A 13,884-nucleotide genomic window follows, 5' to 3' on the forward strand; every position below is an offset into this window, starting at 1 on the left:
CTCCGCGATTCAATGAGGCTCACTTCGCCTCGGTTCGCCGCGTGATGTGGAAATCCACGAGCAGCGCCGCGAGCAGCACCAGCAGTGGCCAGCGCGCCCGTCCGGGAGCGGCGCCTCCGTCCTCGTCATCTCCCGCCGCCTGCGCGGGTCTGTCGCCCTCGCCGCGCCCACGCAGGTCCGACTCGCGGGCATCCAGCGGCAGCACCTCCACCGCGTCCACCGGCTCGCCGTCCCGCTCCAGCGTGTAACGGCCGGGCACCGCGGGAGGAGGCAGGCTCAACGCCCCCGCGCCGAACAGGGGCCGCGTTCCCTCCGGACCCTCCAGCGTGTAACGCGAGCCCGGGCGCGTCACCACCGCCAGGGTCTCGCCGAGCGACAGCTGCCGCCGGGGGAAGCCCTCCTGCGAGCGCCGCACCTCGCGCAACAGATTGCCCAGCAGTACCGGCCACGCGGTCGTGCGCTGCACGTTGGAGCGCGCCAGGTCCACGTTGAGGTGCACCTGCCCCTCGGACTCGGAGAGGAGCACCACCGTGCCCGCCGTCATCAGCGCCCGGCCCGGAGGCGCCTCGGCACCGGCCGCCCAGCGCACGCCGCCCAGTTGCACGTCATCCAGCAGCGGGTGGCCCTTCTCCGCGAAGAAGGGGCCCACGAAGGTGCGCACGGCACCGCCCGCCCCCACCGTCACCCGCGCGTCCGAGCCCCGCGGGCCCACCACCAGGGCTCCCTCTCCCGGCCCCTGCTCCACACCGGGCGACACCGCGAGGAAGCGCTCCAGCGTCGAGCGCGCCTGAGCGTCCAGTCCCTCGGCCAGCGCCACGCGCACCCGCCGCTCCGGGGCCGGTGGCAGACGGGCCTCGCCGTCCTCGGGCAGCGCGTCCGCGGGCAGCGCCACCTCCACGTCTCCCGCGTTCTCGAAGGTGAAGCGCAGCGTGGCCGCGCCCTCCTCGGGCAGCCGCACCCGCTCGCGCCGCTCGGTGCCCTCCTTCGCTCCCGGGCCGGGCCGCGCCCGCACGCGCACCTCCGTCTCCTCGGGCCCCGTGCCGAAACGCGCCACCCGCAGCGTCACCGTGGCCGTGGAGCCCTCGTCCCTGCGCCACGCGGACACCAGCGCCACGTTGTCCCGAGGCGCGCCCAGCGCCGTCCACCGCACCGCCGCGGGCACGGCCACCCCTTCCGCGGGCGGAGCATCGGTGAAGAAGTGCACGCGCCGTCCCGGGCCCGCCAGCTCCTGGGCCCACAGCAGCGTGGGCGCCACGTCATGGTCCGCGCCCAGGGCCCGGAAGGACTCCAGCGCGGCCAGGGCGCGCGAGGGCTCCGCCTCCGGCCCCGCCAGCACGCGAGGCACCGTGCCACTGGCCAGCACCGTCACGCTCGTGGCCTTCTCCTCCTCCACGCGCCGGGCCGCCTCCGCGCGCACCTTCTCCAGCACGGAGCGTCCGTCCGCGCCTCGCGCCGACAGTGAAAGGCTCCCGTCCACCACCAGCACCAGGTGCCGGGTCCGGGCGTCCTCGCCCAGGCGCACGTCCGCGAGGAAGAGGGCCGCGGCCACCACCGCCAGCGCCTCCAGCAGCAGCGAGGCCTCGCGGGTGAAGCGCTCGAAGCGGGGGCCGGCCTCGGCGCGGGGGCGGGGCGTGCGCCAGAGGAAGAGGGCGCTCACCACCACCGGCTTCTGCTTGCGCCGCAGGAAGTACGCCGCCACCAGCGGTACGAGCGCGCCCAGCGCCAGCAGTCCCCAGGGAAAACCGAAGCTCATGCCACCCCCGCCGGGAGGAAGAGCGGCCGCAGCGCTCCGGCCACCAGCGTGCGCAGGGCCTGGGGCGCGGGGGCCACCAGGTGCACCGCCCGGGCCCTCGCCGCCGCGGCCCCGAGCGCCTTCTGGTGCTCGGCGAAGCGCCGCGCATAGGCCGCCAGCACCTCTTCCGTGAGGAGCTCCTCCAGCGCCGCGCCGCTCTCCGCGTCCACCAGGCGCGCGCCCTCGCCGCCCGTGGGCTCCAGGTCCTCCGCGTCCAGCACCTGCACCAGGAAGAGGGCCGCGGCCCCCTGCGCCAGCCGCGACACCAGCGCCGGCAGCGGAGCCTCGAAGAGGAAGTCGCTCACCACCACGCGCAGGCCGCATGGGCGCAACGGTGGCAGGCGTCCCAGCGCGGCGTGCAGATCATCCTTCGCGTCGAAGGTGGCGGAGCGCAGGGCGGAGCGGCACACCTGGCCCTGCACGCGCTCGGGACGCGCGCCGCCCACCAGCAACGTGGGGCTGAGTCCCTGGTGGGCGCCCACCTCGGTGGCCAGCAGCGCCAGCTCGCGCGCGCACGCGGCCTTGCGGGGCGACAGCGCCATGCTGCGCGAGCCGTCCAGCAGCACCTCCAGGCGCGGGGACACCTCGTCCTGGCGCACGCGCAGAATCAGCTCGCCGGTGCGCGCCACCGCGTTCCAGTCCATCTGCCGCAGGTCGTCTCCCGGCTGGTACACGCGGAAGTCATGCAGCTCCAGCGAGGAGCCGGCCGAGGCCGCGCGCACCTCGCCCACCCGGCCGCGTTGCGGCGTACGAGGCAGGGCCAACGCGAGGCCCGGGGCCAGCCGGGCCACCTCCGCCTCGTCGAAGTCCGGGGCGGTGCTCATGAGGCGTGGGCCCGGCGCTCGCGCTCGACGAGGGCCCGGTCCGCGGCGAAGGCGGCGAGCACGGCCACCAGCCACACGCAGGCGAGCAACCCCAGGTTCATCTTCGTCTCCTCCGTCGAGTCGTTGTAGTCGCTGAAGTTCGCGATTCCGATGAAGGGGTTGAGCAGGTTGAAGAGCGGGTCATCCACACGCTGATCGAAGAGGACGGAGATCAGCGGCAGCAGCGCCCCGGCCAGGCCCGACAGCGCGAAGAAGAGGACGCGCACCACGGCCGGCGAGGCGAGCTGGTCCGAGCGCGGCATGCGCCCCACCACCAGGGGCAGCGACAGGTAGAAGATGGCATAGGCCGGTGCGGCGAGCACCCCGAGCACATGGGCCTGGGAGGCGGCGCTGGAGCTGCCCTGGGACAGGAAGAACAAGCCCATGCACAGCCCCGTCCAGCCGAGCACCAGCAGCACGATGAGCCGGAAGCCACGCACCGCGCCCGGGCGCAGGAGGGACCAGGGCCGCGTGCGGGCCCGCAGCGCCCGGGCCTGTCCATCCACGTCCGTGGCCACGAAGACGCCGATGACGGCCAGGTGCAGACACCCCATGACACTCGCCACCGCGGCCACTGCCGTCGGGGGGGTGTCCCACAGCCACAGGCCCACCACCCCCGCGCCGGACAGCACCATCTGCACGGTGAGCGCCAGCCGGGGGCCCCACGTGTAGTTCTCCGTGGCCAGCGACAGGCGCGCGGCGGCCGTCTCGAAGAGCAACCACGCGTAGGAGAACATCACCCAGAGGATGATGCCGGTGGCGAGGAGGAAACCATTCTCGCGCACGACGGAGCGGTAGCCCTGCTCGCTCAGGAAGAAGGCGGCGATCAGCGCGTAGATGAGCGCCAGGCCCAGCGCGCCCAGCAGCACGAGGTTCACCAGGGCGCGCCCCATGCGTCCGTCCGCGAGCGTGGCCGCGCACACCGCCACCACGGTGACGAAGACGAGCCAGCTGGCGCCCAGGGCGAGCACCAGGAGGATGGTCGGCAGGTCGATGCCGTTGAGGTAGTAGCTGAAGAGGAGGAAGGGCCCCACGGCGGAGGCGTACAGCCCGGCCTGCACCAGGAAGGACGTCACCTTGCCGCGCAGAATCCGCCGGGGCCCCAGGCCGGTGAGGATGAGCAGCACCCACGTCTCGTCCTCGCGCTCGCGCGCCAGGGAGCGGTAGGCGCTGTAGGGGATGATGAAGAAGTGCACCATCGCCAGGCAGATGTAGAAGCTGAAGAAGAAGCCCTGTCCCTGGGTGGAGAGCCCGTCCTCCCGCGTGGTGGCGTAGGCCACCATGGAGATGATGAAGCAGGACAGCAGCATCAGCCCGAAGCTCACCCAGAAGACGCGCGAGCGCAGGCCCTGGCGCACCTCCTTCACCACCAGCGGGTTGAGCCGGTCCCCCAGCCGCTCCAGCACTCCGGGCCGGGCCGCCTCGCGCGGGGCGGTGCCCGCGGTGTCCGTGGCGAGCGCGCTCACGCCACCCTCCCCTTCGTCACGTGCATGAACGCATCCTCCAGGTTGCGCTCGCGGTGGCTGAAGGCACACACGGGCACGCCCGCCCCCACCAGCACCGCCAGCAGCCGCGCCGCCGACTCGTCCACCCAGGTGCCCGCCGCGCCGCCCTCGTGCTCCAGCCGCACCCGCAGCGCGTCGCCCTCGCGCGCCACCTGCTTCACCCGGGGCTGCTCCAGCAACAGCCGCTCGGCGCGGCCCCACACCGCCTCGCCCTCCTCGCCCGGGAAGAGGCGCACCATCAGCTCCGCCACCGCCGCCCCCGCGGCCTGCGCGAGGATGTCCGCCACCTTGCCCGTGGCCAGCAGCCGGCCCTGCTCGATGATGGCGCAGGTGTCACAGATTTCCGCCAGCTCGGTGAGGATGTGGCTGGAGATGAGCACCGCCTTGCCCTGGTCCGCGAGCGCGCGCAGCAGCTCGCGCAACTCGATGCGGGCACGGGGATCCAGGCCGTCCGCCGGCTCGTCGAGGATGAGCAGCTTGGGGTCGTGCAGCAGCGTGCGCCCGAGCGCCACGCGCTGCTTCATGCCCTTGGAGAGCGCGCTGGTGAGCTTGTCCTGGAGCGGCAGCAGCCCGGTGAACTCCATGACCGAGGCCACGCGCTTGTCCCGCTCCTTGCCGTGGAGGCCGTAGGCGCGCGCGAAGAAGTCGAGGAACTCGAGCACGGTGACGTCGTCATAGGTGCCGTAGCGGTCCGGCATGTAGCCGATGAGCGGCCGCACCTTGTCCGGGGTGTCAACCAGCGAGTGCCCGTCCAGCGTCACCTGGCCCGCGTTGGGCGTGTCCAGGGTGGCCAGTATCCGCATGGTGGTGCTCTTGCCGGCGCCGTTGGGCCCGATGAAGCCCAGGATGGTGCCGGCCTCCAGCTCGAAGGACACGTCGTCCACCGCGCGCAGGGCGCCGTAGTCGCGCCGCAGTCCCTTCACCTCCAGCAGGCTCATGGTCCGTCCACCCTTCCCTGCACGAAGTGCATGCCCTCGTGCAGCTCCACCGGGAGCGCCGACAGGGGCAGCAGTCCCGGTCCCTCCAGCCGCGCGGCGAAAATCCCCTCCGGCAGCGGCTCGTCCAGCAGGCGCCAGGCCACTCGCGAGAAGCGGCGGGTCGCGGACGCGGAGAAGTCCACCACGTGGAGGAAGGACACCTTGTCCTCGGTGGCGGTGGCCAGCGTGGCCTCGCCCTCGGCGCCATCGGCGAGCGCCGGCAGCGCCCACAGCTTGCCGCCGAGCCGCACGTAGCCCGACACCAGTGGTGCGCCGAGCGCGTTCTGCACCCGCAGCCCCTGGCCCTCGCGGCGCACGGTGAGCCGGGCGCGCGAGGGCAGCATCGCCACCTCGCCCCACTCGCGGTAGGTGCGCGAGGGCAGGAAGCCACCCGTCACCGCCATGCCATTCGTCCAGTCCGCCTCGGTGGCCTGCGACTCCCAATCCACGTCCGGCCCGAGCAGCGCGGCCTGCGCGGGAATCCGCACGCCCTCCGGCTCCAGGTTGGCATAGTAGCCGCCGACGCCCACCATCACCGCCCGGTCCCGGTCCCGGTCCAGCCAGATGAGGCTGTAGCGGGAGGCGTGGATGACGAAGCCCTCCACGAGCACGGACCAGGCGACGATGGCCATGCACGTGGCGAGCGCCACCGAGGGCACGGCGATGAGCAGCGCCACGGGCCCCTTGCGCCGGGCGAGCATGAGGCCTCCGGGCCCCACCGCCAGCACGAAGAGGGTGATGAGCACCAGGAAGCGGCCCACCGGCGCCTGGACTCCGGGCAGCAGCGGCGCCTCGCCGTTGTTCAACAGGTGGTTGCTGTTGAAGGGCCCGCGCTGCCAGCTCGGCGGAGGCCCCGCGGGAACGACGACGCTCACCTGGCCCTGCTCCGGCTCCCCCATGAGGTTCACGTCGCCGATCAGCGCCTCGCCGCACGCCTGCGCCTTCGCGCACAGCCGCAACCGGCCGAAGCCGTAGGGCACCTCGCCCGTGGGCGTCTGGGTGAGCAGCGGCAGGCGCGACACCACGTCGCGCGGAGGACGCAGGAGGATCAGGGAGCCACCGGTGGCGGCGTAGGCCTCGAGCGCGCTCCAGGCATCCGCCGGAATCGTGGTGACGTCCCCGGCCACCACCACCATCCGGTGGCCCACGTAGAGGGCGAGCTCGCGCGGCGCGTCCTGCGGCGTGATGAAGCGGACCGACAGCTTCGGCTTGTTCTTCACCCGGGGCAGCTTCGTGCCCGACTGGAAGGCCTGCTCCGAGCCCAGCACGAGCACCGCCTGGCCCGACGGGTCCACCGAGTAGAAGTTGAAGGTCCGGAAGGTGCTGCCCGGGCTGCTCACGCGCACCAGGCCGCCCTGCGCGATGCTGGGAACGGGCACCCAGGCGGAGAGCCGCTGACGAGGCCCCACCTCCACCTGCCGCGTGGACACCTGGGAGCGGCCCACGCGCTGCGACTCCACGCGGATGCTCACGGCCTGAGGCGTGGCACCCGGGTTGAAGAGCACCACCTCCAGCGGGATGTAGCCGCCCGCGGGGCGCAGGATGCTGTTGACCACCGTGGCCTTCAGGGCACCGCCCTCGGTCACCTCCACCGGCTGGCCCGGCATCTCCTCGTAGCCGGGAACCCAGGGCTCTTCGCTCTCCTCGGAGCCCGCTTCCTCCTCGTCGGGCGCCTCCACGGCGACCGCGGTCTGCGCCACCGGGGGCTCGTTGGCCACCGCGAGCGAGGGGCCCGCGCACAGCAGCAGGGCGAGCAGCGCGGCGGGAAGACGCTCACGCACGAGGCACCTCGGGGATGGCCTGCAACAGGGCACGCACCACGTCCAGGGTGCCCACCTTCTCCAGCGAGGCCTCGTAGGCGAGCACCAGGCGGTGGTTGAGGACGGCGGGAGCGGCGGCCACCACCTCGTCGAAGCCCACGTTGGGCTTGCCCCGCATCAACGCGAGTGCCCGTCCGGCCGCCGCCAGCGCCAGCGCCGCGCGAGGGCTGGCCCCATAGCGCACGAAGCGGCGCACCGGCTCCGGCGCACCCGGGCCCCGCGGGTCGCTCGCCTCCACCAGCCGGCCGATGAAGTCCGCCACCGGCACGGGCAGGTGTACCCGGTCCACCGCGGCGAAGAGGGAGGCAAGGCCCTCGGCGTCCGTCGCCTGCGGCAGCACGGGTGGAGTGCCGCGCACGCGCGTGGTGAGCAGGGTGGTGAGCGTCTTCGCGCCCACGGGCGGCACCTGGACGCGGAAGAGGAAGCGGTCCAGCTGCGCCTCGGGCAGCGGGTAGGTGCCCTCCAGCTCGATGGGATTCTGGGTGGCGAGCACGAAGAAGGGCTCGGGCAGCGGGCGCGTCTGGCCGAGCACCGTCACGCTGCGCTCCTGCATGGCCTCCAGCAGCGCGGATTGCGTCTTGGGGCTGGAGCGGTTGATTTCGTCCGCGAGCACCACGTTGGCGAAGAGGGGCCCCTCGCGGAAGGTGAAGTCGCGGCGGCCCTCGCCCTCGAGGACGTAGGTGCCGGTGATGTCACCGGGCAGCAGGTCCGGGGTGAACTGGATGCGGCGGAAGGGCAGCCCGAGCAGCCGCGCGAGCGCCTTGCACAGCTCCGTCTTGCCCAGGCCCGGCAGGCCCTCCAGCAGCACGTGGCCGCGCGCGAGCACCGCCGCCGTCACCTGCTCCACCACCTGCGTCTGGTCGAGCAACACCTGATTCAGCCCCTTCTGGAGCTGCGCCACCCTCTCCGCCGCGCCCTGCACCTCGGCGGGGCTCAACAGTTCCGACACGGCCGACTCCTCTCCTAGGGTTCCCCCCCGAAATACCGCTTCACCAGGTCCCGGTTGCGGGGCAGCAGCGGCCCCGTCGAATGTCCCGCCTCCGCGTCGCCCTGCGCGCCCGTCCCCTGCGCGCCCCCACCGCCACCGCCCTCGCGCCGCTGGGGCTCCGCGGAGCGCAGGCCCCACAGCCCCTGTGCCTCGCCGCCCTGCCCCTTCGGCAGCGGCTTGAAGGCGAGCCGCTCCGGATCCATCTCCGCCTGCTCGCCGAAGACGAGCGGCTGGCTCTCCCCACCCCGTCCCGTGCCGCCCTTGCCCTGGCCCTGCCGCGTCTGGCGGCTCGCGTGGCCGCCCTGGCGTCCCTCCTGCCCCTCGCCCTCGCCTTCACCCTCGCCTTGTCCCTGACGCGAGCCGTTGCGTCCATTGCCCTGGCCGAAGCGCTGCTCCAGCTCGCGTTGGCGGCGCTCGAGCGTCTCGCGCAGGCTGGCCACCTCATCACGCGAGCGCGCACCTCCACTGCCACTGCCACCCGGCTGCCCCTGGGCCTGCTGACCGCGGGTGCCACCATCCCCCGCGCCCGGCGCGCCCCCGCTGTTGCCGGAGGCGGGATTCCCATTCTCCTGGCCCTGCTGTTGCCGCTGCTGGGCGGCGTTGTCGGAGCCCAGCGCCATCAGCGCCTTCTCGAGGGCCTCGCGCTCCCGGGTGGCGGCCTCGGCTCCGGCGGCGGCGTCCAGCGACGCCTCCAGCTCGCGAGCGGCCTCGGACGCGGCGGCCAGCTCGGCGGCGGCCTTGGCGGCGCGGGCCTCCAGCGACTTCTCCAGGCTGTCGGCGGCCTCCCAGTCGGCGCTGTCGAAGCGGCCCTCGGCGACCTCCTCGGACAGCCGGCGCAGCTCCTCCTCCAGCGGGGTGCCCAGCGGCTCCTCGCGGGCGAGCGCCTCGGCCTTGGCCTGCACGGCGGCCACCTTCGCCGCGGCGGCCGCGTTGGCGGGCCGCACCTGGCGCGCGGGCAGCGGCAGGAGGAATCCCACCCCGAGGAAGGCGAGCGCCGCGAGCAACGCTCCCACCGGGCGCTTCCAGGCCACCGGGGGCAACGTCACCGCGCGGGCGAACTGGTTGGCGGAGAGCTCCCACTCGCCCACGGGACGCTCCAGCCGGGTGAGGAGCAAGCCACCCGCCCCGGCCGAGCGATCCGCCAGCACCGCCGCGTGCGTCAGGGACACGCTCCGGGCGCGGGCCCGGACGAGCCACCACGCGCCCGCGGCGAGCAGTGGCACCGGGAGCACCCAGACGGCGGCGTCGCGCAACAACATCCGGACCAGCACGCAGCCCGTGGCGGCGGCCCACACGGGAGCCACCGCCGCCTCGGTCCAGAGGACGGCGTTGAGACGCCGCCGTACGCGCCGGACGGGAGCGAGGACGAGGGCCTGCAGGCGGCGTTCATCGCTGGCGGGCATGAGGGCTCCGAGTCTCGGACACTCGAAGGCCCTTCCACAAGCCACCTGCTCCTGGGCAGAAGGAAGTCCCAGGAGGTTTCTACCGCCCACACCTCCAGGGCGTACGTGTCAAGGGGAGGCCCAGGTCCATACCTGCGCGGGCAGGTAGAGTAGCCTGGGCACGACCATGACGCTTGCACGAGAGCCTGTATGCCTACCGCTCCGGCTGCTCCTTGTGACACTACCCGTTCTCGCGGGCTGCACCCTCAACCACTATCTGCCCCGTCACTTCGACTTCGTAACTGTCGTGGAAAAGACCGAGCCAGGAGCGGATGGCTGGCGTGGTCCTGGCTTTGTTTGTGAACAATTCAAAGCGAAGTTCAACGAAATCCTGGCTCGTGCCGTGCGCGGCTCAATGGTCACGACGTCGTGTCACAAGAAAACAACACCCACCATCATCCAATTCAACTTTTGAGCTCATGCCACTTTCAGCAGAGGAACTGCTGTCCATTGTCCGGAATTATTTCCGTCTGGACAAGGAGTTCAACTACAGGCCAGAAAACAGCCCCGAGGAAGACAGGTTCTCGGAGAAATGGGAGCAAGAGATCAAGAAGATGGAGCAATGGCGGGTATTCCTGCGCGAGCTCAAGGGAGCGCTACCGGATTTTGACATCGGGAACGCCACGGCGACGTGCACTTCCTGCTTCCGTTGCGCAGCTTATCCCAACGCACAGCCGACTGGCTCGGCTGTCGTCGGCTGTGTCAGCATCCTGGCGCCCGTGTACACCGTCTACGGCGTCCAATACACCTATCGCGGCGGGGAGCGGAGCCACGAGGTCTTCCTCGATTCGCTGCCGCCCGGGATGCAGGTTCCCGCCGCCATCATCGCCAGGAGAATCGAGGCGGCGTTCGGGGTCGAGGCCCTTCCCCATGGCATCGCTCAGACGCCCATCCCGCTCATCGTGGAGCCCCAGGAGCCGCCGACGACGACGCTCTTCCATGCCCTCTTCCTCAGCCAGCCGGAGAGAGTCCCTTGAGGAAGGAAGAAGGGCCCGGCAGCCCCCCGGCGCCGGACCGTCCATTTCCCGGGACCGTTCCTCGATGAATCCACTTCCACGTACGTAGAAGTGAAACCCACGCCCCTGGAGCCAGACTTGGGGCGCCTCACCCGGTGACAGGTGGTGTTATGCTGGCCCACCTGGGAGGTGGTGCGCATGGATGGCGTGCAGGCCGGGAAGGTTGGGGACAAGTGGCTCAGGGCCCGGCGGCGCCTCCTGTGGAGACAGGCCGTCCTGGAGCCCCTGGAGCCACAGCTGCCCTTGCCTGGGACGCAGGTAGGGGGCCTGGTGCTGGAGGCGAGGCTGGGCGCGGGCGGCTACGGCACGGTGTACCGGGCCCGGAGCCCGGGGGGCAAACCGTACGCGGTGAAGTTCATCCACCTGCCGCGCGCGGCGGCATGGGCCTGGAGGGAGCTGGAAGTGCTGCTGCGGCTGCGGCGGCTGGGCTGGGTGGCGGTGCGTGGGCATGGGGAGTGGCCGGAGAAGGCGCCGCGCTTCGTCTACCTCGTCATGGAGTACGTGCAGGGCATGTCGCTGCACACGTGGGCCGGGAGGCACAACCCCACGGCGCGGCGGGTGGCGGAGGTGGTGCGCGCGCTGGCGCGGCAACTGGCGGCGGTGCACCGCGCCGGGGTGGTGCACCGCGACGTCAAGTGCGCCAACGTGGTGGTGCGCGAGAAGGACGGGCGGCCGGTGATGGTGGACTTCGGGGTAGGCACCTTCCCTGGCGCCCACCCGGTGACGGGGCCCCGGGTGCCGGGCACCGCGCCCTACCGCAGCCCCGAGGCCGAGGGCCACCGGCAGGAGCGGGGGCCATACGAGGCGCACGCCCGCGACGACTTGTGGGCCCTGGGCGTCGTCCTCTATTGGCTGCTCACCGGCACCTTCCCCTTCCAGGTGGAGGAGACGGGGGACTCACTGGCCGACGCCCGGGCGCTGGGCGAGGCCCTCGTGCACCAGGCGCCCGAGCCGCCCCAGGTGCGCAACCCGCGCGTGCCCGCGGCGCTGGCGGCCGTGTGTCTGCGCATGCTGGAGAAGCAACCCACGGCGCGCTACCCGGACGCGCAGGCGGTGGAGGCCGCGCTCGGGGCGGCACTGGCCGGGGCGGACGCGGCCTGGGACGTGCCCCTGTGCCAAGCGTATGGCCCGGACACCGCCACCACCGAGGCGGAGGAGGAGTTGGAGGACGCGGAGGAGGAGACGCGGTGGCGGCGGCTGGAGGCCTATGAGCGGCGCCACCCAGTGCGCGGCGCTCCCTTCACCCCCGAGGAGCCCGCCACCCCGGCCCCGCCCACCCGTGAGGCGGCGCCTGGCGAGGGCCCGCCTCCCGCCGCGCCCCAGACGCCCGCCCCCGCGCAGACGCCCAGCCCACCCGCCTCCGAGCCGCCGCGCACCCGGGGCACGCCCTGGCGGTGGGGCGCCGTCGTCGGCCTGGGGCTCGTGCTGGGCTTCGGACCCGGGCTCTCCCACCGCCCGTCTCCCGGCGACGCACCCGGGGTGACGTCTCCGGTGGTCGCCGCCCCTCCCACGTCCGGGGTGGGGCCCGTGTCCGGCCAGGAAGTGGCGCCCGGGCACGAGCCACTCGAAGGTGGCGGCGGCGCGGCGCTCGAAGCGACTCCCACCCCCGCGCCCGCCGCCCGTGCGGCGCCTCCCAAGGACACGCGCGTGAAGCGTCCATCCCCCTCTCCCCTCCCCACCACCCCAGCGCTTCCAAGACAGTCGCGCGGCGTGGCCCGCACGGTGGGCGGACTCGCCCTCACCTGCTCGCTGGCCACCGGCTGCCCCGCCCCCACCGCTCCCCAGGTCCGGCCCACACCGCTGTCCCTGCCGGAGGCCCCCTGCCCGGAAGGCTCCCTCCAGGCCATGAAGGAACTGGGCATGCGTGAGGGCAAGTACGGGTCGGTTCTCATCCCTGGTACCGTGAGAGGACCTCGACAGAGAGTCACCGTGCGCTCGGGTCCCAGCACCCTCCTTCATCTAGGAGGCTCGCGCGCTTACTCGTACCCGCTCCCCGACGGCACCGTGTTCTCCGGGGAGCTGTTCGTCGGACCGAAGCGTGTGTACGGCCGCTTCACCCAGGCCCGTACGCCCGAGGGCCACACCTACCCCATGTGCCTGGAGCTCTATGAGTGGATCGAGCGGGGCGTGCTCCGCCATGAGCAGGATGGCACCGCGGATACCGCCACCATCTCCACCGGCGTGCAGCTCCGGACCGTACCGAGGTTCTACGCGGTGCCAGAGCGTGAGTAGCTCTGGGCGGATGGGGAGCAGGGCGGGAAAGGCCGTGGGGCCGACGTGGGAGGTACTTGTCAGTCCGGGCCACTTCGGAAGTACTCCCGCCCATGCTCCCGCCTCTGGCCGTCCTGCCTCTGCTGCTCGCATTTTCCACCCCCCCGCCCGTCGCCCGGCCCGCCACCGGGGAGTGGGATCCGGGGGGTGAGCGCCATGTGGAGCTCACGGCGGATGCCGCCGGGCAGGTGCACACCGTCACCATCGGGCCCCAGCGCGCCACCACGTTCGTGTTCCACTCCCCCCTGCGGTCCGGCACGGTGGCGGTGGAGGCGCGCGAGCTCTTCCTGTCGGTGACGGTGGATGAGGGGGCCGGCGTGGTCAACCTCCTGCCCTCCGGGGCGCTGCCGCCCGGAAGGGAGTTGATGATGACGGCGCGCTTCGCCGATGACGCCGTGCCCGGGTGGGCCCGCTTCCGGCTGGTCGTACACGCCACCCGGGCCGAGCGGCAGGTGGAGGTGTACCGCCTGCCCCGCCCGGCCGAGTCCTACCGGCAGGCGGAGCAACGGGAGCGCGAGCGGGCGGAACGGTGCGAGGCACGGCTGGCCCGGGTGGAGACCGAGGGCCGCTCCCCCGAGAGCCTCACGGACCTGCGCGAGGCCGACCTGGTGGACGGGAACACAGGCGTGGCCGTGAAGCGCATCCTCGAGGACATCACCCAACGCCCCGGAGAGGTCCTGTGGGTGACGAACGCCTGGGGCTACCATGCTGGGAAGATGGAGCGGGTGGCGGTGGAGTTGGAGATGGAGAACACGGGCGACACGCCCTGGATGGCGGAGGGCGTGCAAGGGACGGAGCTGGTGGGCGCCGACGGCGAGCGGCTGCGGATTCTGCGGGTGTGGCAGCCGGCCCCCCTCCTTCCGGGGAGCAGAGGCCCGCTCATGGTGGAGGCGGAAGCCGCACCGGAGCAGACCCAAGGCGCCTTCCTGTTGAAGCTGGGCGAGGCGGGCGGGCCGCGCACCCTCACCGTGCGCGGCGTGACGTTCCCGTAGGCGCCGTATCGCGTCCCGCTGGCTGGACGGTCAGGTGTCAGCGACCCTCCTCACACGGTGCGTGGAAAGGGAGGTCCCATGCATCCGCGGCTCCGGGTCACTGCACGTGGAGTGGTGCTATCGCTGACGCTTCTTGGAGCAACCCTGCTCGCCTGTGTCGGCGGCCACATCCCGCCGTCCAGATAGAGATGCAGCGCATCTTGACGGACAAGAACACC

General features: G+C 72.6%; 11 protein-coding genes. 4 read left to right on the plus strand and 7 right to left on the minus strand.

The window, feature by feature from the left end; all coding sequences use genetic code 11:
* Positions 1-19: 19 nt before the first annotated feature.
* The 7 genes from AC16DP_RS24280 to AC16DP_RS24310 are packed head-to-tail and all read right to left on the minus strand — an operon-like array spanning position 20 to position 9,348.
* The gene (locus AC16DP_RS24280; protein ID WP_329735166.1) at positions 20-1,753 is read right to left on the minus strand and encodes a BatA and WFA domain-containing protein; all 1,734 of its coding nucleotides are present in this window, start codon (positions 1,751-1,753) and stop codon (positions 20-22) included.
* Positions 1,750-2,616, minus strand: coding sequence for a DUF58 domain-containing protein (locus AC16DP_RS24285; RefSeq protein WP_329735167.1), 867 nt, complete (start codon positions 2,614-2,616; stop codon positions 1,750-1,752). The genes AC16DP_RS24280 and AC16DP_RS24285 overlap by 4 nt, the downstream gene beginning before the upstream one ends.
* Complete coding sequence (locus tag AC16DP_RS24290; RefSeq protein ID WP_329735168.1) at positions 2,613-4,121, minus strand: ABC transporter permease; 1,509 nt, start codon at positions 4,119-4,121, stop codon at positions 2,613-2,615. The genes AC16DP_RS24285 and AC16DP_RS24290 overlap by 4 nt, the downstream gene beginning before the upstream one ends.
* Entirely contained in the window at positions 4,118-5,098 is a 981-nt protein-coding gene (locus AC16DP_RS24295; RefSeq protein ID WP_329735169.1) for an ABC transporter ATP-binding protein, read from the minus strand. The genes AC16DP_RS24290 and AC16DP_RS24295 overlap by 4 nt, the downstream gene beginning before the upstream one ends.
* A complete protein-coding gene (locus tag AC16DP_RS24300) occupies positions 5,095-6,918 on the minus strand; it encodes a hypothetical protein (protein WP_329735170.1) in 1,824 nt (607 codons plus the stop codon). The genes AC16DP_RS24295 and AC16DP_RS24300 overlap by 4 nt, the downstream gene beginning before the upstream one ends.
* Positions 6,911-7,906: an AAA family ATPase gene (locus AC16DP_RS24305; protein ID WP_329735171.1), complete on the minus strand. Its 996-nt coding sequence runs from the start codon at positions 7,904-7,906 to the stop codon at positions 6,911-6,913. Before AC16DP_RS24305 ends, AC16DP_RS24300 begins: the two co-directional genes overlap by 8 nt.
* 14 nt (positions 7,907-7,920) lie before the next feature.
* Positions 7,921-9,348, minus strand: coding sequence for a hypothetical protein (locus tag AC16DP_RS24310; protein WP_329735172.1), 1,428 nt, complete (start codon positions 9,346-9,348; stop codon positions 7,921-7,923).
* A 286-nt stretch (positions 9,349-9,634) separates the two neighbouring features.
* On the opposite strand from AC16DP_RS24310, the gene AC16DP_RS24315 reads away from it, so the two are divergent.
* The 4 genes from AC16DP_RS24315 to AC16DP_RS24330 all read left to right on the plus strand — a co-directional run bounded on the left by AC16DP_RS24315 (position 9,635) and on the right by AC16DP_RS24330 (position 13,666).
* Positions 9,635-9,802 carry a hypothetical protein gene (locus AC16DP_RS24315; RefSeq protein ID WP_329735173.1) on the plus strand — a complete coding sequence of 56 codons (168 nt, stop codon included), beginning with the start codon at positions 9,635-9,637 and terminating at the stop codon, positions 9,800-9,802.
* A gap of 4 nt (positions 9,803-9,806) precedes the next feature.
* Complete coding sequence (locus tag AC16DP_RS24320; protein WP_329735174.1) at positions 9,807-10,364, plus strand: hypothetical protein; 558 nt, start codon at positions 9,807-9,809, stop codon at positions 10,362-10,364.
* Between the two features lie 177 nt (positions 10,365-10,541).
* Positions 10,542-12,635, plus strand: a complete 2,094-nt coding sequence (locus AC16DP_RS24325) for a serine/threonine-protein kinase (protein ID WP_329735175.1) — start codon at positions 10,542-10,544, stop codon at positions 12,633-12,635.
* Between the two features lie 92 nt (positions 12,636-12,727).
* Positions 12,728-13,666 carry a DUF2381 family protein gene (locus tag AC16DP_RS24330; protein WP_329735176.1) on the plus strand — a complete coding sequence of 313 codons (939 nt, stop codon included), beginning with the start codon at positions 12,728-12,730 and terminating at the stop codon, positions 13,664-13,666.
* The last annotated feature ends 218 nt before the right edge of the window (positions 13,667-13,884 follow it).

Source organism: Archangium sp., assembly GCF_057119385.1.

Coding starts and splice junctions, on each gene's coding strand:
- AC16DP_RS24295 (WP_329735169.1), bottom strand. CDS start 5,098: ATGAGCCTGCTGGAGGTGAAGGGACTGCGGCGCGACTACGGCGCCCTG.
- AC16DP_RS24285 (WP_329735167.1), bottom strand. CDS start 2,616: ATGAGCACCGCCCCGGACTTCGACGAGGCGGAGGTGGCCCGGCTGGCC.
- AC16DP_RS24330 (WP_329735176.1), top strand. CDS start 12,728: ATGCTCCCGCCTCTGGCCGTCCTGCCTCTGCTGCTCGCATTTTCCACC.
- AC16DP_RS24310 (WP_329735172.1), bottom strand. CDS start 9,348: ATGCCCGCCAGCGATGAACGCCGCCTGCAGGCCCTCGTCCTCGCTCCC.
- AC16DP_RS24325 (WP_329735175.1), top strand. CDS start 10,542: ATGGATGGCGTGCAGGCCGGGAAGGTTGGGGACAAGTGGCTCAGGGCC.
- AC16DP_RS24320 (WP_329735174.1), top strand. CDS start 9,807: ATGCCACTTTCAGCAGAGGAACTGCTGTCCATTGTCCGGAATTATTTC.
- AC16DP_RS24280 (WP_329735166.1), bottom strand. CDS start 1,753: ATGAGCTTCGGTTTTCCCTGGGGACTGCTGGCGCTGGGCGCGCTCGTA.